24 protein-coding genes are annotated in these 17,419 nt (G+C 60.9%); 15 read left to right on the plus strand and 9 right to left on the minus strand.

The window, feature by feature from the left end; translation table 11 throughout:
• Positions 1-40 precede the first annotated feature (40 nt).
• Complete coding sequence (locus AC2FPW_RS12905) at positions 41-409, minus strand: hypothetical protein (RefSeq protein ID WP_008327368.1); 369 nt, start codon at positions 407-409, stop codon at positions 41-43.
• Between the two features lie 210 nt (positions 410-619).
• On the opposite strand from AC2FPW_RS12905, the gene AC2FPW_RS12910 reads away from it, so the two are divergent.
• The 3 genes from AC2FPW_RS12910 (at position 620) to AC2FPW_RS12920 (ending at position 1,650) form a co-directional block, all read left to right on the plus strand.
• On the plus strand, positions 620-871 hold the full coding sequence (locus AC2FPW_RS12910; RefSeq protein WP_008327366.1) for a hypothetical protein: 252 nt from the start codon (positions 620-622) through the stop codon (positions 869-871).
• 124 nt (positions 872-995) lie between these two features.
• A complete protein-coding gene (locus tag AC2FPW_RS12915) occupies positions 996-1,253 on the plus strand; it encodes a helix-turn-helix domain-containing protein (RefSeq protein ID WP_017470289.1) in 258 nt (85 codons plus the stop codon).
• 169 nt (positions 1,254-1,422) lie between these two features.
• Positions 1,423-1,650 (plus strand): hypothetical protein, encoded by a 228-nt coding sequence (locus AC2FPW_RS12920; protein WP_027238601.1) that lies wholly within the window; start codon positions 1,423-1,425, stop codon positions 1,648-1,650.
• A gap of 120 nt (positions 1,651-1,770) precedes the next feature.
• Here the strand turns inward: AC2FPW_RS12920 and AC2FPW_RS12925 are convergent, their stop codons facing one another.
• From AC2FPW_RS12925 to AC2FPW_RS12950, 6 genes are all read right to left on the minus strand, one after another.
• Positions 1,771-2,466, minus strand: a complete 696-nt coding sequence (locus AC2FPW_RS12925) for a hypothetical protein (protein WP_173674657.1) — start codon at positions 2,464-2,466, stop codon at positions 1,771-1,773.
• Between the two features lie 353 nt (positions 2,467-2,819).
• Positions 2,820-3,131 (minus strand): SpoIIAA family protein, encoded by a 312-nt coding sequence (locus AC2FPW_RS12930; protein WP_007803481.1) that lies wholly within the window; start codon positions 3,129-3,131, stop codon positions 2,820-2,822.
• Positions 3,103-4,068, minus strand: coding sequence for a cation diffusion facilitator family transporter (locus AC2FPW_RS12935; RefSeq protein ID WP_007803480.1), 966 nt, complete (start codon positions 4,066-4,068; stop codon positions 3,103-3,105). Before AC2FPW_RS12935 ends, AC2FPW_RS12930 begins: the two co-directional genes overlap by 29 nt.
• On the minus strand, positions 4,058-4,621 hold the full coding sequence (locus AC2FPW_RS12940) for a transglutaminase-like domain-containing protein (protein WP_127657309.1): 564 nt from the start codon (positions 4,619-4,621) through the stop codon (positions 4,058-4,060). Before AC2FPW_RS12940 ends, AC2FPW_RS12935 begins: the two co-directional genes overlap by 11 nt.
• A 69-nt stretch (positions 4,622-4,690) precedes the next feature.
• Positions 4,691-5,311 (minus strand): cation efflux transmembrane domain-containing protein, encoded by a 621-nt coding sequence (locus tag AC2FPW_RS12945; protein WP_008327361.1) that lies wholly within the window; start codon positions 5,309-5,311, stop codon positions 4,691-4,693.
• A gap of 82 nt (positions 5,312-5,393) precedes the next feature.
• On the minus strand, positions 5,394-5,822 hold the full coding sequence (locus tag AC2FPW_RS12950) for a MerR family transcriptional regulator (RefSeq protein WP_007803476.1): 429 nt from the start codon (positions 5,820-5,822) through the stop codon (positions 5,394-5,396).
• Between the two features lie 213 nt (positions 5,823-6,035).
• Here AC2FPW_RS12950 and AC2FPW_RS12955 point away from each other — a divergent pair, with 213 nt between their 5' ends.
• Genes AC2FPW_RS12955 through lnt form a run of 10 tightly spaced genes read left to right on the plus strand, consistent with a single transcriptional unit; the run spans position 6,036 to position 13,488 of the window.
• Positions 6,036-6,602 carry an SCO family protein gene (locus tag AC2FPW_RS12955; protein ID WP_007803475.1) on the plus strand — a complete coding sequence of 189 codons (567 nt, stop codon included), beginning with the start codon at positions 6,036-6,038 and terminating at the stop codon, positions 6,600-6,602.
• Between the two features lie 5 nt (positions 6,603-6,607).
• On the plus strand, positions 6,608-7,030 hold the full coding sequence (locus AC2FPW_RS12960) for a disulfide bond formation protein B (protein ID WP_007803474.1): 423 nt from the start codon (positions 6,608-6,610) through the stop codon (positions 7,028-7,030).
• Positions 7,027-7,686, plus strand: coding sequence for a DsbA family protein (locus tag AC2FPW_RS12965; protein WP_007803472.1), 660 nt, complete (start codon positions 7,027-7,029; stop codon positions 7,684-7,686). Before AC2FPW_RS12960 ends, AC2FPW_RS12965 begins: the two co-directional genes overlap by 4 nt.
• A 22-nt stretch (positions 7,687-7,708) precedes the next feature.
• Complete coding sequence (locus tag AC2FPW_RS12970; RefSeq protein ID WP_008327335.1) at positions 7,709-8,179, plus strand: copper chaperone PCu(A)C; 471 nt, start codon at positions 7,709-7,711, stop codon at positions 8,177-8,179.
• Positions 8,179-8,805: an SCO family protein gene (locus AC2FPW_RS12975; protein ID WP_007803468.1), complete on the plus strand. Its 627-nt coding sequence runs from the start codon at positions 8,179-8,181 to the stop codon at positions 8,803-8,805. The genes AC2FPW_RS12970 and AC2FPW_RS12975 overlap by 1 nt, the downstream gene beginning before the upstream one ends.
• Positions 8,802-10,175 (plus strand): M23 family metallopeptidase, encoded by a 1,374-nt coding sequence (locus AC2FPW_RS12980; RefSeq protein WP_007803467.1) that lies wholly within the window; start codon positions 8,802-8,804, stop codon positions 10,173-10,175. Before AC2FPW_RS12975 ends, AC2FPW_RS12980 begins: the two co-directional genes overlap by 4 nt.
• Positions 10,176-10,178: 3 nt before the next feature.
• On the plus strand, positions 10,179-10,637 hold the full coding sequence (locus AC2FPW_RS12985; RefSeq protein ID WP_007803465.1) for a DUF411 domain-containing protein: 459 nt from the start codon (positions 10,179-10,181) through the stop codon (positions 10,635-10,637).
• 22 nt (positions 10,638-10,659) lie between these two features.
• Entirely contained in the window at positions 10,660-11,442 is a 783-nt protein-coding gene (locus AC2FPW_RS12990) for a ZIP family metal transporter (RefSeq protein WP_007803463.1), read from the plus strand.
• Positions 11,443-11,446: 4 nt separating this feature from the next.
• The gene (gene lspA, locus AC2FPW_RS12995) at positions 11,447-11,920 is read left to right on the plus strand and encodes a signal peptidase II (protein WP_007803461.1); all 474 of its coding nucleotides are present in this window, start codon (positions 11,447-11,449) and stop codon (positions 11,918-11,920) included.
• Complete coding sequence (gene lnt, locus AC2FPW_RS13000) at positions 11,917-13,488, plus strand: apolipoprotein N-acyltransferase (RefSeq protein WP_009807490.1); 1,572 nt, start codon at positions 11,917-11,919, stop codon at positions 13,486-13,488. Before lspA ends, lnt begins: the two co-directional genes overlap by 4 nt.
• A 261-nt stretch (positions 13,489-13,749) precedes the next feature.
• Here the strand turns inward: lnt and mntR are convergent, their stop codons facing one another.
• Entirely contained in the window at positions 13,750-14,208 is a 459-nt protein-coding gene (gene mntR / locus AC2FPW_RS13005; RefSeq protein ID WP_335949225.1) for a manganese-binding transcriptional regulator MntR, read from the minus strand.
• A 97-nt stretch (positions 14,209-14,305) separates the two neighbouring features.
• Between mntR and AC2FPW_RS13010 the strand changes: the two genes are divergently transcribed.
• Positions 14,306-14,581 carry a hypothetical protein gene (locus tag AC2FPW_RS13010; RefSeq protein WP_012187175.1) on the plus strand — a complete coding sequence of 92 codons (276 nt, stop codon included), beginning with the start codon at positions 14,306-14,308 and terminating at the stop codon, positions 14,579-14,581.
• On the opposite strand, the gene AC2FPW_RS13015 is transcribed toward AC2FPW_RS13010, so the two are convergent.
• On the minus strand, positions 14,575-16,929 hold the full coding sequence (locus AC2FPW_RS13015; protein WP_207287124.1) for a heavy metal translocating P-type ATPase: 2,355 nt from the start codon (positions 16,927-16,929) through the stop codon (positions 14,575-14,577). The two genes, AC2FPW_RS13010 and AC2FPW_RS13015, sit on opposite strands and share 7 nt — an antisense overlap.
• Before the next feature lie 177 nt (positions 16,930-17,106).
• Here AC2FPW_RS13015 and AC2FPW_RS13020 point away from each other — a divergent pair, with 177 nt between their 5' ends.
• Positions 17,107-17,394 carry a hypothetical protein gene (locus AC2FPW_RS13020; protein ID WP_369817429.1) on the plus strand — a complete coding sequence of 96 codons (288 nt, stop codon included), beginning with the start codon at positions 17,107-17,109 and terminating at the stop codon, positions 17,392-17,394.
• The last annotated feature ends 25 nt before the right edge of the window (positions 17,395-17,419 follow it).

Genomic DNA, 17,419 nt, shown 5'->3' on the forward strand with positions numbered 1-17,419 from the left:
CGCTGAGGCAGGTGCTGCGACCAGCCAGAGACAGACGAGGTTAGCTGCCAGCGCCCTTGTCTGATGGGGCTTTGTCTGGCGGCGCAAATTTGTGCGTACGGCTTGTCCCCGCCTCAAGCGGCAGGTCGACATGCGCAAAACCAAGGCCAATGAAGAAAGACACCACGCCGGAGATCGTCTTGAACTCGCGGATCTTGATATCGTTGTAGGTCGTCCGCGTGCGGGCGGTGACGAGGAGCTTTTCCACCCCGTCATCAGAGACAACACGCATGATCCAGACCCCGTAATAGCTGGGGCCTTTCTTGTGTGCCGACTCTTGGCACAGGATTTCTGCGCTATAGCCGCTTTCCACGAGTTCGCGGAACCTGGCTTCCGTAACCACATTTGGTGCTTCGATGTCCCAGTTCATGGCCCGGCTCACGCTTTCTCCAATGGCGCGACCCCAGGCATTCCTACTTGAAGCCCAGAGTTACGATAGTATATTATCAACCGCAAGATGTAATATCGTGCTTTGGCTGTAGTTTGGTTACGCAAACACTAGTCACGGCCAGTGTCCGCGATCAAGGAGATAACAGGTTTGAGAAACCCAAGGTTGACATGCCTGCTCCCATTGCAAGCTATGGCCCTTCTGATCTGCGTTCCTGGGCCGGTTTTGGCGGAATCCTGCTTTGCGCCATCCCGTCCTTTCCTGCCAAGCGATTCGCAGGCCGCGCGGGACTATGCGGATATCATCCGCGGCGACTTCGAAGATTACATTCAGGATATCCAGAGCTACTTCCGTTGCCTCGACGGTGAACGGGCCCGCGCCTTCGAGGAAGCGCGCGAAGTCAGCGAGGAATATGGCCGGTTCCTGCAATTGGTAGGGGATTGATGGGCAACCTCGGGAGCATCAGACTTGCAGCCCATGGAAACCAGACGCCGATAACACCCTCATATATCTACTTTTTAGATAACAGATTTCATCCGCTAGCGACGTCACAAAAGGTATGTGACGCGTGGCAAAGACAATCAGAAGCAAGGGACAAGTGGCACTCTGTCAGGCGTTGGTCGACGCCCGTGTCAAAGCGGGCCTTGGTCAGAAAGACCTGGCAGACAGGCTCAGATGCCACCAGTCCCTTATTGCCCGCCTTGAGAGCGGCCAGCGCCGGGTCGACGTTGTCGAGCTGGTCGTCTTGGCGCGCGCCATCGGCTTTGACCCGTTCGAGGTTCTGGCGATCGTTGAAGCCGCCACGGAGCCCGACCACAGGATTTGAAGCCAATGAATTGTTGAGAACACGGGAACCCACTTTCCCGGTCTGATGATCATTTCCTCATCGAGGACCAGTTAGCCAACATCAAAGAAGCCCGGCGCGCGGTCGTAGTGAACGCTCTGCAACCCCACGCCGCAATTCGCAGCGCCGCAGTGCAGGAAGCCAGTAAACAGTGAACGAAGATAAGGGTGAGGGCGTCGCGATCGCCAATCTGATCGGGACCGATGGGTGCAGTGTTGTTGGTTGGGTTTATCGCTGGAGGACAGGCTCACATGCGGTGATGTGGGACGTCCAAGGGCCCCAGCCGGTATCGGAAACCCGGCCGGATATAAGTGACGAACAGAAGCAAGAAATCGACTTCGATGCGCTGACGAGGATCGGAAGAAGCGACGACGGGTGAACAGAGCGAACCCGCGGTGTTTGCCTAAACGCCAAACAGCATGTGGACCGCGAAGCGTATGCGGTGCGGTCGTGCAAGCCAAAGAAGCCGTCTTCCATGACAAATCTACGTAGCGGCAGGTCAGTAGTTCACCTGCTCGAACCCGTAGTTGCCGTCATAGTCACGCCAATCGACGAAGACGGATCGGTGATAAATGCCAGGGCAATGCTCGCCCCAACGTTCAAGTCCCACATGGGCCTCGGGCAGGGCAGTTATCGAAGATCGCTGCCATGAGAAATCGCCTTGGGTCCCGTAGGTGCCGAGGACCACGGTCGCGCTTCGGTTACAATCCCCATCGCGCCCGGACTCGTGCTGTCGTGCATACCGTACATCGAAGACGCGGATGGACCGCACGAAATTGAACTCTGGCCCGCTGATATCGATGTCCGCGCGGTCCTGAACGAGCCGCAGGGCGAGGTCGGTGGGAACGAGATTATCTACTGGCAAGGATTGAAGCGGTCGACGGCTGTCGGTTCGGTACAAGGCTTCAAAGATGCCGCCAGCGTTGTTTTGTAACCGATCGTTCTCGTAGGAGGCGCCCATGGGACAGCGCCAGATTTGCAGCGGTGGTTCGACCGGCCAAGGTGTAATCCGCCGGATAAATTCGGCGCGGGCTCGGGCGCAAGGGACGGAAGCAGGCCAGCCGCCAGACAGGCACAAGAGGATCGCGCAATCGATCGGGTATGTCTGCGCGCGGGCGGGTATTGGCAGCGAAGAACCTGTCACGGTCAAAGCGACTGCGACCGAGGGGAGGAGCTTCTTGAGTAAATGGCGCATGCTGTGGAGCCTCCGTGATAGGAGTTCAGCATACATACAATAATATACTATCGCAACGCTAAGTATAAAGTCGCATAATGAAGTTTATGTTAACCAACTGGCGCCCTGAGCCGCTAAAACATTACGATTTGATAATGCCCCGGCAAGGGCAGTGCCACCGTACCAAAGTTACTCCTTTGCGAAAGGAGCGACCATGTTCAGAACTTTCGGATTGCTCTTGGGTCTCGCAACTGCTGTAGTTCTTTTGTTTATGGTTTCGAACAGATGCTGTCTTCTGCGAAGGCATCTGATTGAAAGCTACTCTACCTTTCACTTGCCCAGGCGATTGCCGCCTTCATTTCCGCCGGGTCGAACTAACGGAGTTCTGCCGTGGTCAGCACGTCGGCGAACCTGGTTCCCCACTCCAACAAAGCCCCTTCGCCCACCACAGCGACGCGGCGGAAGTCATTCCTATGGGCTGTGTCGATTTTCAGATCTTCGAGCAGAGCGGACGGCCCATCGTAGCCTTCGAACCTCGTGAGATCGAGAACCAGGCCGGGCTTACTTGTCTCTTGCAGGCGCTCATGAAGCAGGGCGTGCATCCGTTTCAGGTCGCTTTCGCTGAGCTTGCCCTCGCAGGCGAGGCCAATCGTGTCGTCATGAGCTGTCAGTGTCTCGGTGAACATGGTTTTCCTCCTCTTTTTCCGGTTTGCCGTGACCGTAAAGGTCAGCGTTTTCGTGTGCGCGGTCTTCGTGCTCAAATTCCAGACTCGAATGACCGATGCTGAAATCGTCCTTCAGCCGGTCCTTGATCGCGGCCTTGATCTTTTCGATTTGACCCCAGCCGTCCGCTGTCAGCACGACGTGGCAGTCCAGAGCCGCCTCGTGCTCCTGCATCTGCCACAGATGCACGTGATGAACGTCCGCGACACCATCCACACCCCGCATCGCCTGAACGACGGTTTCATTATCGATGTCCGGTGGACTGCCGAGCATCAGCGTCCGAATCGGACCGCCGATCTCGGTAAATGCGAGGTAGAGGATGTAGAGAGCGATGCCGATGGTGATCGCCGGGTCGACCCACCGCATGTTGTAGAGGAGGATGAGCGAGCCGCCGATGATGACCGCCACGGAGGCCAAAGCGTCCGATAGGTTGTGCAGGAAGAGCGCACGGATGTTCACGCTGCCTTTCTGCATCGAATAGGTGAGCAGCGCCGTCAACGTGTCGACGACCAGTGCCACACCGCCCAGGATCACCACCGTCCAGCCCTGTACCTCTGGTGGGTCGATCATGCGCATGCCACCCTCGTAGATCAGGTAGAAGCCGATCAGGATAAGTGTCGTGTAGTTGATGAGCGCTGCGACGATTTCTACCCGCCCATAGCCGAAGGTCATGCGCTTGTCCGCCGGGCGGCGAGCGATCTTACGCGCGAAGAAGGCGATCACCAGCGACGCCATGTCCGAGAAATTGTGGAGGGCATCCGCGATCAGCGCGAGGCTGCCGGAAAGGATCCCGCCGACGATCTGCGCGACCGTCAGGAGGCCGTTGGCCCAGATGGCGATGGAGACGCGACGATCACCGGATTGAGGATCGATGTGGGCGTGGCCGTGATCATGCGGCACGGTTCGTCTCCTCATGGCGGCGGTTCGGCCGATCGAATCCGGGGACCGGCGGCAAGATTCCGCGGCGGATGCGGCGAACCCTGGCATTCATCCAGTGACGGATGACGTGGCGATAGAGCAAGTCGCGCACAAATCCGAAGTTCTGGCGGTGATTGACCCATCCGTCGCCCAAGTCCACCTCTACCCAGGAGTGGAGGATTTCGGACGGCGCGAGGGGATAGACGAGTTCCGGAACGACGCCTCTCTGAAGCGCCTTGTGGATTGTGAACCCGTGCAGTCGGCAGCGAACTCCCACGCCACGCAGCAGGGCCATGAGGAGCGTGCCCTTGGTGTTGCACTGCCCGTGGCCATCTGCGAGGACCTCGGACGCCGGAATGTCGTCGGCGCGGTTGTAGCCGAAGGTAATCTCGTTCCTGACGAAATCGTAGATGGCCCCAATTCGGTCGTCGCTGGGAAGGTCTGCCCAGCCGCGCTCCTCGATCAGTTTTGCAATTGAGGTCGCGTCAAAATCCAGCAGCCGGGTTTTGGCCAAATGAGGGTCGGCGGGGTTCACGGGATACCTCCTCGAATCGTTCACGAGAATATGTAGTTGCTACAGTCACTGTAGCTTCAAGCCCCGATTTCAGGCCGAGTCCTTGGTTACCTGATCGTCATTGTGCACCGCCTTGTGGTGTTCACCATGCGCGTCTCTCAGGATTCCGACGCCACCCCAGGCCGCGATGCCGGCGACAATCACGCCCACGACAAGGTCCGGCCAATTCGTTCCGAGCCAGGCTACGAGCCCGCCTGCGACGACGATTCCGAGATTGGCCGCGAAGTCGTTCCAGCTGAACGTATTCGCCGCTCGGATGTTTACGTCTGGATCGCGAAGCCGTGCCAGCAGCCAGACGCAAAGTGCGTTGATGGCCGCCGCTACCAGCGCCATGACAATCATGATCGTGCCAAGAGGATCCGATCCGCCGACGTAGCGGCGCCACGCGTCATACAGGATTCCAAGGGCGAAGAGGATCAGCAGGCCGCCCGAAACGTTCGCCGCTCCGCGCTTCCACTTGGCGGAGCGGGACAGCGCGAAGAGGCTGATCGCGTAGACGAAACTGTCCGACAGATTGTCGAGGCCATTGGCGATAAGCGCGCTTGACTCGCCGAATGCGCCCGAGGCGAAGAAAGCGACTGCCAGCCCGATGTTGAGACCCAGCACGATCCAGAGTGTGCGTCTTTCCGTTGCGTTTCTCTGCTCCGCCATGCCGGGTATCCAAATTAGTGAATTGCCAATGAGTAACTAACACCGGGCTTTTTGCGTTCCGATCAAAGGTCGTCGAAATTGCTCAGGCGCCGATCTCTTCATGGTCGGTCAGGCATTCGGAATGGTCGCGCAGTACCTCGAGCACACGGCAATCAGAAGTCTGTCCGCCGCTGCACTCATGCACCATCCGCTTCAATTCCGTCCGCAGCGCCTCGAGCCGCGCCAATCGTTGCTCGACCTGTTTGAGTTGCCGACGGGCTATTGCATCCGCCTCAGCGCAGGACTTTCCCGGATGATCGCTGAGATCGAGGAGCTCACGGATCGCGTCCAACGAGAACCCCAGTTGCCGTGCGTGCCGGACGAATGACAAGCGGTCGAGTTCGGCGTCGCCATAGCGTCGTTGGCCCCCCTCGGTCCTGCCGGGCTCAGGCATAAGTCCGATCTGCTCGTAATACCGGATGGTCTGCACCTTTGTTCCGGTCTTCTTCGCCAGCGTCCCAATCGTCAGCATTTCCGCTCCCCACATTACCTACAGTGGGTGTAGCTTTATGCGGTGCGCATCACAAGCTTCACCCGAGTTTCACAGATCGGTGATTGTTGGCCGATCGATGACAATCACGCTTGAACCTACAGTAGCTAGAGGATGTAAACGCACACAAAATATAGAATCAGGTTCGGGCGGAGCGGCGTGAGGCTTTCAGGTCTTCAGAAGGTATTGTGGGTGTTGGCGGGCGCGGCGGCGTTCGTTTTCATCTGGCTGTTGCTATGGTCCGACTACCGTGCCGATCTTGCCCGCACCGAGAGTGAACCACCGTTTCTTGCTGATTTCGAACTGACCGATCATCGCGGCATGGTCCAAACGGACGAAGATTTCGCAGGGCGCTGGATGCTGGTCTTCTTTGGCTTCACCAATTGCCCCGACGTCTGTCCGACAACACTGTCCGAAGTCGCGGCCGTGATGGAGGGCCTGGGCGATGAGGCAGCAATGGTTCAGCCGATTTTCATAACGATTGATCCGGAGCGGGATACGCCGACTGCACTTGCCGAGTATGTGCCCCTGTTCGACGCAGGGATCATCGGGCTGACCGGTACACCGGAGCAGATCGCCGCGACATCCGAAACCTTTCCGATATTCTTTGAGCGGATCGAGCAGGCGACTGCGCCGGGCGGATACACGATGGGTCACACGTCGCATCTTTTCCTTTTCGACACGCAAGCAGGCTTCGCGGACTCCTGGCCCTACGGCACGCCCGCCGAAGAGATCCTCGCCGATCTGAGACAGAGGATCTGATCGTCATGACCCGACTTTCCGGAGAGACGGCCCTTGGCCTGGCCTGGATCATCGCGCTCACCGCGTCGCTTGCCGTGCTCTTCATCGGCGAGGTTCTGGGGCAGACACCTTGCGTGCTCTGCTGGTTCCAGCGTGCCTTCATGTTCCCCTTGGCCATCATCCTCGGGCTTGGGCTGTGGTGGCAGGATCGGCGCGTGGGTCGCTACGGGATCGCGCTGGCTTTGGGCGGTGCCGCCGTCGCGCTTTGGCACTTGGGCCTCTATGTCGGCGTTATCCCCGAGCGTATCCAGCCCTGCACGGCGACCGGCCCATCCTGTACCGACGACAATCAACTGGTCTTCGGCATTCCGATTCCTTTGATGGCGCTCGTCGCCTTCGCGATGATCGGTCTGCTGTCGGCTCTCTCACTGAAGGAAACACAAAAATGAAACGACGCGGCCTCATCCTGTCCGTTCTCGCGCTCGGGGTCGCCGGTTTCGGCGGTGCCGCCTGGTATGCCACCCGCCCCGACCCGATTGCCGCGTCCGATCCCATCGACCCTGAAATGGCCGACGCGCTGATCCGACCCTATTCCCCGATCCTCGGGCCCGAGGATGCGCCCGTAACCATCGTTGAATTCTTCGACCCGGCCTGCGAGGCATGCCGCGCTTTCTATCCGGTCGTCGAGGATATCATGGCGGAGCACGGAGACGCGGTGCGCGTTGTAATCCGCTATACGCCTTTTCACGGCGAGGCGTCGGTAGAAGCGATCCGTGTGCTCGAGGCGGCGCGCATGCAGGACGTGTTTGAACCTGTGCTCGAGGCAGTCTTGCGAGAGCAGCCCAGATGGGCGTCTCACGGGACCCCGGCACCCGGATTGATCCTTGAGATTGCAGCAAGCGGAGGTCTGGATGTCGAAGCTGCCCGGACACAGATGCTGGCCCCCGGTGTTGTGGCGGTGCTCAACCAGGACCGCGCCGATGTCGAGACAGTCGGGGTCCGCCAAACGCCCACGTTCTTCGTGAACGGCAAGCCTCTCGATCCGTTCGGTGAGGCCGAATTGCAGAGGCTGGTGGCAGTGGAAGTTGCGGCAAGCCAAAGCTGATTTGCGGAGGCAGGAGAAACGAGTGGTGAAGAAGTTGAGATATACCAATGCATTGGCCGTGCTTTTGACGGTTGCAGGGCTGTCGGCCCCCGCACTGGCCGGTTCGGAGGATGTCGTGGTCGAGAATGCGTGGTCCCGCGCCTCGATCGGCGTCAACAGGCCAGGTGCCGCCTATATGACCGTGCGCAACACGGGTGAAGACGCCGTTACGCTGACCGGACTTGCGACACCGCTGGCAATGATGCCCGAGATCCATGAGTCGAAAACCAACTCCGATGGCGTCAGTTCCATGGCGCCTGCAGGCGAGATCACGATTGAGCCCGGCCAAAGCGTGGCATTGGAGCCGGGCGGGTTGCACGCCATGCTCATGAAGCTGCAAGAGCCGATGACCGAAGGCGAGAATTTCCCGCTGACACTGACCTTCTCGGATGGCGGCAAGGTGACGGTCGAGGTCCCAATCCTCGGAATCGCCGCGCGTGGACCGGAGGGCTGATGCAACGTCGGCAGCTCCTTCTATACGGCGCAGCCGGTGCCGGCGTTCTTGGCCTGACGCTCTTCGTGGGCTGGTGGCGGGTGGACGGGCCCGGTGCGCCTGAACCAAAAGGGCAGCGGCCCCTGCCCCTATCGGCGATGGAGTTCCGGCTGACCGACCACGAGGAAAATGAGGTAGGGCCTGGCAACCTGATCGGTCGTCCCACAATGGTGTTTTTCGGGTTCACCTACTGCCCGGACGTCTGCCCGACGACCCTATCGGATATTTCCGGCTGGCTTGAGGAACTGGGCGACGAAGCATCAGAGATGAACGTGGTCTTCATCACGGTCGACCCGGAGCGGGACACGGTCGAGGCCATGGCCGAATATGTCGGCTATTTTCATCCGGTCATTCGTGGCTGGACGGGGCCGGAAGACCAAATTGCCCGCGCTGCAGAAGGGTTTCGTGCCTCATTTGAGCGCGTCCCGACTGAGGGCGGCGGCTATACGATGAACCATACGGCAAGCGTATTCCTGTTCGATGCCGAGGGTGAGCTCGTCACCATGATCGACTATCACGAGCAAAGAGAATTCGCGGTGCCGAAGATCCAGCGCGCACTGACAGAAGACGTAGAGGGGGCAACATGAAGATAAGAACTGTCTTGGCGGCCGTTGCGGTCGCAGGCGCATTTTCGGTGACCGCCATCGCCATCTCTGGCGTTCTGTCCAAAGAACCGGTGCCCCCTGCGATTGCTGAAGCGACCCTCTGGACTCCCAATCCGCTTGCGCCGCCTCGGATTACCGAAACCAATTCGGTCCGCCCTACACTCGCCCAGGCGGATATCGCATTCGAGTTCAGACCCCGGCCGCTCCTGACCGTTTCCCCCGCTGATACCTCCTTGCCATCTATCGAGCCCCCGCTGGTCACCTGGTCGCGGGAGATTGCGTCCGGCGAGACGCTTGATGCGGTCCTTTCCGATGCGGGGCTGGATGCTTCGGATCGCGCCGAAATCGCCTTGGCGATTGGCACGGAATACGATCTGCGCCGTCTGCGTCCGGGTCACATCATTACGGTGGTTTCCACAACGGACGACAACCCGCGTCGTGTAGAGCTCGCCGTCGAAGACGGTGTCCGGATAGAGGCGGTCTTCGGCGAACAGCTTGCCGCCCGCGTGTTGGACCCGGATCCCGAATTGGTGACTTTCGCCGGCGAGGCGGTGATCGAGAGCTCGATTTTCGCCGCCCTGAACACGGCAGACATCCCCGCCCGTTTTGCGGTGGACCTGGCGCAGATGCTGGGCGGCACCGTGGATTTCCGTCGTGATCTTGCGGGTGGCGAGACGATGCGCCTCCTTTGGCGCGAGGCCCGAGACGGGAACAAGAGGATTGGTCAGCCCGAGCTTGCCTTTGCCGCACTGGATATCGATGGCTCGGTCTATGAAATCGTCTGGCCGAACGACGGCAGCGGCCAAGCGACGATCTATGTCGACGGAGAAGTCCTGCGCGTGTTTGCGCAACCGGTCGAAGGTGCACGGCTGAGTTCTGTGTTCGGGCGCCGCACCCATCCGGTCTACGGCAATGTACGGATGCACACAGGAGTCGACTTCGCGGCGGCGCGCGGCACGCCGGTACAGGCGACGGCGCCGGGCCGCGTTAGCTTCATCGGCCGACGCGGTGGGTATGGCCGGGTCGTCGAGATCGCTCATGGCTCCGACACCCTGACGCGCTATGCGCATCTGAGCGCCGTACCGGACGGGCTCACACAAGGGCAACGCGTGATGGCCGGAGATATGATCGGGCGGGTCGGTGCGACGGGTACCGCGACAGGCCCCAACCTACATTACGAAGTGCTGGTGGACGGTCGCCCAACCGACCCTCTCTCTGACGACCGATTGGCAGAGGCGGCCGAGCGTGAAGCGGACGACACGGCCGCGCTTGAGCGACTGCGTGAGGCGCGTTCACTTCTTGCTGAGAGGCTCGCCAGCGAATTTGCACAGACGACAACCGAAAGGCTTTGATCCATGAAACGATTTACTCCCGCTCTTGCCATCGCATTTGCCTTGCTTCCTGCGGCGCAGGCCGTCGCAGAGGCGATTCAGATCGACGTCCGGAAGACAAACGGCTGCGGCTGTTGCCTGTCCTGGATGAAGCACCTCGAGGAGAATGGCTTCGCGCCGATGGGCGAGGACATGTTCGGAGGATCTCTTGTGCGCTTCAAACTCGACAATGGCGTGCCGCAGCGCATGGTCTCCTGCCATACGGCTTTGGTCGACGGCTATGTGATCGAGGGCCACGTGCCGGCGGCTGACATCCAACGCCTGCTGGAGGACCGGCCAGACGCGGTAGGCCTGGCGGTGCCGGGAATGCCCTACGGGTCGCCCGGCATGGGACCGGAGGACGACCGGGAGGCTTACGATGTCTTCCTGATCCACGAAGACGGATCGACCGAGGTCTACACCAGCTACTCGGCTCCTGACTGAACTCGCGGCAGAACCTTAACAATTGGAACCCCTCTCCCCCATAGCGCTTGGCTTTCTTGGAAGCCTGGCCGCCGGATCGCTGACCGCGGTCGGGGCGGTCCCCGTTCTTTTTGGGCGCATCCCGTCCCGGGCCACGCGCGATCTGCTGCTTGGCTTCGCGGCGGGTGTCATGCTCGCGGCTTCGTTCTTCTCGCTGATCATCCCGGCTCTCGACGCAGCTGAAGGACAGTTCGACAACGGTGCTCTCCCGGCGGCCATCGTATGTGTTGCGATCCTGCTTGGCATGGGCGCGATCGCTCTGATGAACGAACGGCTACCGCATGAACATTTCAAGACGGGGCGGGAAGGTCCCGACGCCGCATCGCTGCGGCGCGTCTGGCTTTTCATCATCGCGATCACTATCCACAATTTTCCCGAAGGGCTTGCCGTCGGCGTCGGGTTCGGGGCTGACGGTTTGTCGGGCGGGTTGCCACTTGCGATCGGTATTGGATTACAGAATGCCCCCGAAGGTCTGGCGGTGGCGGTTTCGTTGCTCGGCGAGGGCTATTCCAGGCTTCGCGCCTGGGGCATCGCCGCTCTGACCGGTCTCGTCGAGCCCGTCGGTGGACTTCTCGGCGCAGGGATTATCAGTCTTTCGCAACCGCTGCTGCCCTGGGGTCTCGCCTTCGCAGCAGGTGCGATGCTCTACGTCATCAGCCACGAGATCATTCCGGAAACCCACCGATCCGGCCATCAGAACAGGGCGACGCTCGGCCTCGCCGTTGGTCTTGTGATCATGTTGTTCCTCGACGTCTGGCTGGGATAAGCTGATGAGAACTTGCCTCTTCGTCGGTCTGCTTGCTGCGCTGATCGCCTTTCTTGTCGATCAGGCAACGAAGGCAATCGTTGTGTCCAATGCGACTGTTCTTAGTTCCGGCGTATCGGTCTTTCCCGGCTTCAATCTCATCTACCTGCGCAATGACGGAGTGACCTTCGGGCTTCTCGGCGGCGCGCCGTGGTGGAGCCTTGTCTTACTGGCGCTTGGCATCTGCGTCTGGCTGGCGTTCATGCTGGTCCGTACCAGCAGCCGGGTCGAGGCCATTGCCTATGGTGCGATCATCGGCGGTGCACTCGGCAATATTCTGGACCGCCTGCGCTATCGTGCGGTGACGGATTTCCTCGATTTCTACATCGGGACGGCGCACTGGCCTGCCTTCAACATGGCCGATGTTTTTGTGGTTGGCGGCGTGATGCTGCTGCTCATTGCGCCGTGGGTTGGCGCTCGACTTCAGACCGATTCATGAAGCCGGGATTGCCGCAGTTCGTTAGTGAGGACCTGAACCTGTTCCAGCGCATGGGTCTTGCCCTTGCTGCCGGCGGATTGACGGTTTTGACTCTTCCGCCGTTTTCTTGGCTCATCGCGGTCCCTGTCGCCTTCTCCGTGCTCTTTATCGTTCTCCGGAACATCTCAACCTCGCGCGCTTTCCTTGTCGGTTGGGCTTTCGGACTGGGCCAATTCGGGATTGGAATTTCCTGGATCGCCGAGAGCTTTTACGTCGATGCCGAACGTTTCGGCGCACTGGCGATTCCGGCGGTCGCGGGTCTGTCCGCCGGACTTGCCATCTTCCCGGGCATGGCGGCGATGCTTTTTGCCGCCATCATGCAGCGCCGAGCTGTCGGCGGCATTGCGGCGGGCCTGCTGTTTGCAACCTGCTGGGTGGCCACGGAATGGCTGCGGGGTCATGTCCTGACAGGGTTTCCCTGGAACCTTGCCGCTTATGCCCTTGTCGACTATGCCGCCCTGCGCCAACCCGCCGCCTGGGTCGGAAGCTACGGTTTGGGCTTTCTCACGGTCTTCATCGGCATATTGCCAGGTGTGTTGACTGTGGCGGCGCCAAAGAGACGCGCGCCTGTTCTCGTGCTCTTCGCCGTTGCTGTGGCGGGTTTCTGGGTTGGCGGTGCGCTTCGGTCAGGGCAGGACGTGCCGCCGACAGACGTTGCTTTGCGCATCGTCCAAGGCAATGTGCCACAAGTCGAGAAGTGGGTACCGGGCAGCCGCCAGCGAACCTTGGAAAAATACCTGGGCTTGTCCGCGCAACCCGGACGTTTCGATTTGCTGCTTTGGCCGGAAACGGCCTTCCCCGGCTTTCTGGACGAAGATGCTGCGGCACGCGCGCGGATATCTGCAGCTTTGCCAGACGGCAGGATCCTACTGACAGGTGCGCCTGACCGAGTGGAGGGCGATGGGGGAACCAGATATTTCAACACGGTTCAGGCCTATGACGGCAGCGGCGAGGTTCTGACGGGGTATGCAAAACATCATCTTGTTCCGTTCGGGGAATATGTGCCCCTGAAAGGCTGGCTGCCCATCGAGCGGCTGACCGAAGGGTTGGGCGATTTCACGCCGGGACCAGGGCCGCGCACGCTGGCGATCCCTGGCGCGCCTCTGGTCGCGGTGGCGATCTGTTACGAGATCATCTTTCCGGGCCACGTGGTCGATGACCTTTTCCGCCCCGACTGGATATTCAACGCCACAAATGATGCCTGGTTCGGAACCAGCATCGGACCCGAGCAGCACCTCGCCTCCGCGCGGATGCGCGCGGTCGAGGAGGGACTTCCCGTGGTCCGGGCGGCCAACACTGGGATATCCGCGATCATCGACGCCAATGGAAATGTCGTCGCGCGTCTTGATACCGGGGAAACAGGCACCATTGATGCCGGCCTGCCGGGCGCGCGTACTCCAACGCCCTATGCGCGGTTCGGCGACTGGACCTTGTTGGTTCTTGTTTTTGGGTGCTGGGTCTTCGGCTGGCTGGCCAGTTTGCTCGGACGAGATCCCGATGCGCGGCATTTTGGAACGGAGGTATCCTGATGCTTGTGATCGTGAGCGCTATCGGAGGCGCGATCTGGGGTGGCTATCTGGCACGACGGAGGAGGGGGAATCACCTGGATATCCTCCAATATGCGGTAGCGTCTGCGATCGCCTTCGGACTTGTCGCCCTGTTTGCAACCATCGTGCTGTCGCGGGTTCTCGGCTAGCGAGCTTCGAAATTGCGCAAACGTGTCAGCGGCTTGAAGACCTGATAGCTCGAGGTCCCGATAGAGAATCGCGCGAATGTGCATCTAGGCGAGCTCATTTCTGATTGAGCCGTCGCTCGAACGCCTCCAATGTCGTCCCGCTGACGTGATGCTCGATCCCTTCCGCATCGCGTTCCGCGGTCTCTTCGTCGATTCCCAGGCTCAGAAGAAAGGCGACGACGACCCTGTGGCGGCGTCGACAGATCTCCGCGAGGTCCTGCCCGGCATCGGTGAGGAATATCGCGCGGTATGGCTCCCGCCGGACCAGACCAGCAGCCTTGAGCCGCGAGATGTTCTTGGTCACGGTCGGCGGCTTCACGCCAAGCCGCTCGGCGATCTCGACCGGTCTGGCCTCCCCGCGCGTCTCGATCAGTTCCGCGATCAGTTCGACGTAATCCTCCGCCATCTCGCTTTGATGTGCCTGACGCACGGTCGCAAAGCCATCGGCCTGCGCCTCGGGAGCCCGGTCGACCGCTTCGAATGGCTCACGCCCTTGTGATTGTAGCTTTGTCATACTCGGGACTTTGCAGCGAAACAGCGGGATTGACAACTTGTTTGCTTCGGGTAGATAAGTTAGCCATGTCTAACTTTTTACTTTGGAGGCCGTGGTGATGCGAAATATTATGAGAGTGCTGCTCGCCACACTCGCAAGTGCGCTCCTCCTGTCCGGACCTGTCGCCGCGACGCCGGCCAAGGAGGCGCCTTGGCTTCCCGAGGCAGCGGCCTACCGTCTGACGCTCTTTCTTGGAAATCTCGAGCCTCTGCCCTGGGACGACATCGAGACCGCCTGGACGGAACCCTACCGGGGTTCGGAATTCTCTGTCGGGGCGCTGGCGTGGCTGGACCGCAAAAGCGATATCGAGCTACCGAAACCGCCGGATCAATGACCGTGCGCCAGTGCTCCTTTCGCCATCTGCTCGCCCACCGGTTCTCCGCCTGAAGGCCCGGCCTCAACCTGATGGCCGTTCAGGAGCCGAAGTGCGTTGGCGACCACCAGCAGAGACACGCCTACATCCGCAGCAATGGCGCCCCACATTGAGGCCATACCGAACGCGGTCAGCCCGACGAACAGCGCCTTGGTCGCCAGCGATATGCCGATATTCTGGTGGATGATCGTCATGGCACGGCGCGAATGGCCGATAAGCCAGGGTACCTTGCCGATGTCGTCGGTCATCAGCGCGATGTCGGCCGTCTCGATCGCGGCATCCGATCCGACAGCGCCCATGGCGATGGCATAATGCGCCCGCGCCATGGCCGGTGCGTCATTCACACCGTCGCCGATCATCGCCACCATGTCGTGGCTTTCGACGAGTTCCTCAATGGCCGTCACCTTGTCTTCTGGCAAAAGTTCGGCGCGCACCTCGTCGATGCCGACTTCGGCTGCCACCGCGCGCGCGGTGCGTTCGTTGTCGCCCGTCAACATCACGATGGTCTTCACACCCTGCGCATGCAGACGCGCAACGATCCCCTTTGCATCTGGGCGGATGCGGTCGCGAAGCTCCAGTACGCCGGTCACGCCGGTCTCGTCACCCACGGCAACGAGGGTGCTCCCTGCCCCTTCGATCCGATCCCGCAGATCCGCCGGAATGGCATTGCCGAACCCCTTCTCTTCGGCGAAGCGATCCGAGCCGAGCCAGATAGCGCGCCCGTCGGCGCGTCCTTCCAGACCGCGCCCGGGCACGGTACGGGTGTCCTCTGCGGCAGACACGGAAACACCATCGGCTTCGGCGCGCGAGAGGATGGCGCGTGCCAGCGGGTGTGAAGACCGCGCCTCCAGGCTTGCTGCCAGCGCCATGAGATCGCGTGCGGAAACGCCGACCAGTGGGTGAACCGCCGCCACCTCAGGCTCGCCCATGGTGATCGTCCCGGTCTTGTCCATCGCCAGTGCCGTGGTCCGCCCCGGCGCCTCGACATAGGCGCCGCCCTTGATGAGCACCCCCGCCCGTGCCGACGCGGTCAGCGCTGCCACGATGGAGACCGGCGTAGAAATGACCAGCGCGCAAGGACATGCGATGACCAGAAGGACCAGAGCATTGTAGAACCAGTAGTCCCAGGCGCCGCCGAGCAGCAGTGGCGGCACCAGCGCGATGGCGATCGCCAAAGCCATCACGATGGGTGTGTAGATGCGCGCGAACTTGGCCACCCACTGTTCGACCGGCGCGCGGCGGGCATGGGCATCGCCCACCATGCGAATGATTTTCGCGAGCACCGTGTCCGAGGCGGCCTTCGTCGCCCGCACCGTCAGTGTGCCCTCGCCGTTGATCGTGCCGGCATAGACCTCGTCGCCTGGTTCCTTGGGCACTAGCGCGCTTTCCCCAGTAATTGGGGCCTGATCGACGGCCCCTGCCCCGTCCACGACCTCACCGTCGAGGGGGATCCGGTCGCCGCCGCGCACGATAAACCTTGCATTGACTGCCACGGCCGCGGCCGGAACGTCGGATTCAGATCCGTCGTCGTAAAGAACCCGCGCCGTTGGCGGCGCCAGATCGAGGAGCGCGGAAACCGCATTACGCGCCCGCCCCACGCTCCAGCTCTCAAGATAAAGCGAAAGCGAGAAGAAGAAGGCGACCGTCGCGGCCTCAAAAAACTCGCCGAGGCCGATGGCGCCCGCGACGGCCACCACCATGAGCAGGTTCATGTCGGGGCTAAGCCTCCGCGCCGAAGACCAGGCCTTGGGCGCGACAAGCCAGACGCCAAAAAGAATCGCGACGGCGAAGATCCCTGCTTCCACCATAGGCATAGGCACCTCGCCATGGCCCGCAAAGAGCCCGAGCGCGCCGCCCATGCCGGTCTCGACAATGTGAAAAAGGAATCCCGCCGCCCAGAAGCCGCCGCTCAACGAGGTAAAGCGCTTCTGACGTGCCAGATGCGCCGCCTGGTCCTCTGCTGCGTTGTCGGCATCCCATGGCTTGGCGCTCATGCCGGTCGTTGCGACCAACTGCGTGACTTCGTCGTCTGGTATCCTCTCGGCGCTATCGAGGATGGTCATTCGCCCGTTGATCACGTCGAATGCCAGGTGTTCGGTTCCGCCCACTTTCGGCCCGACAACCCGGTTCAGGATCGCCACCTCTTCGGCGCAATCGAGCCCGGAGACCTGAAAGCTCCTTCCGCCAGACGGCGCTGGCGCCGTGGACGCGACGTCCTTGCTGGCGTCGCAACAGGAGTTGCCTCTTGGGTCAGAATGCTCTTGATCACCCGGATGGCCGTGATCGTTGCGGTTGCCGTCGGAAGACATGGATTGACCTCAGGATTCATTGATTCCACATTGACATAGCCCCTACAGTAACTAGAGCTTCAAGGGCAACAAGTGGATATTCGTCCAGCAAGAAAGGCGCCCTGCGGAGGCTTGAAGCTAGCCGCCCCCTTGAAACGACGCGGTTGGAGCAACGCTTGCCGGTACGAAGCGATCAGAATGAGTGAGGTAGACATGCAGAAACGAAACGCGCCGATTATCGCAGCGACATTGGTGCTTGCTGGCTGCGCGGTGCCAACGCTGGACGACGGCGGCGCTCGCAACGAAGTGGGAAGTGTTCCCGAGGCCGTCATTGCCCTTGCTGCGCCTGGTCAGGATCTCACCACGGCGCGGCTTCGTCCCGAGGATGGCTGTTATTGGTATGAACACAGCGGTCCGGTGGAAAACACCTTGGTTCCGCTACGCTCGGCAGGTGGCAACCCCATCTGCACTTCGCGCCAGTCCTGATCAGCCCATAGATGCGTCAAGCCCA

This window comes from Ruegeria sp. SATB027 (assembly GCF_059613825.1).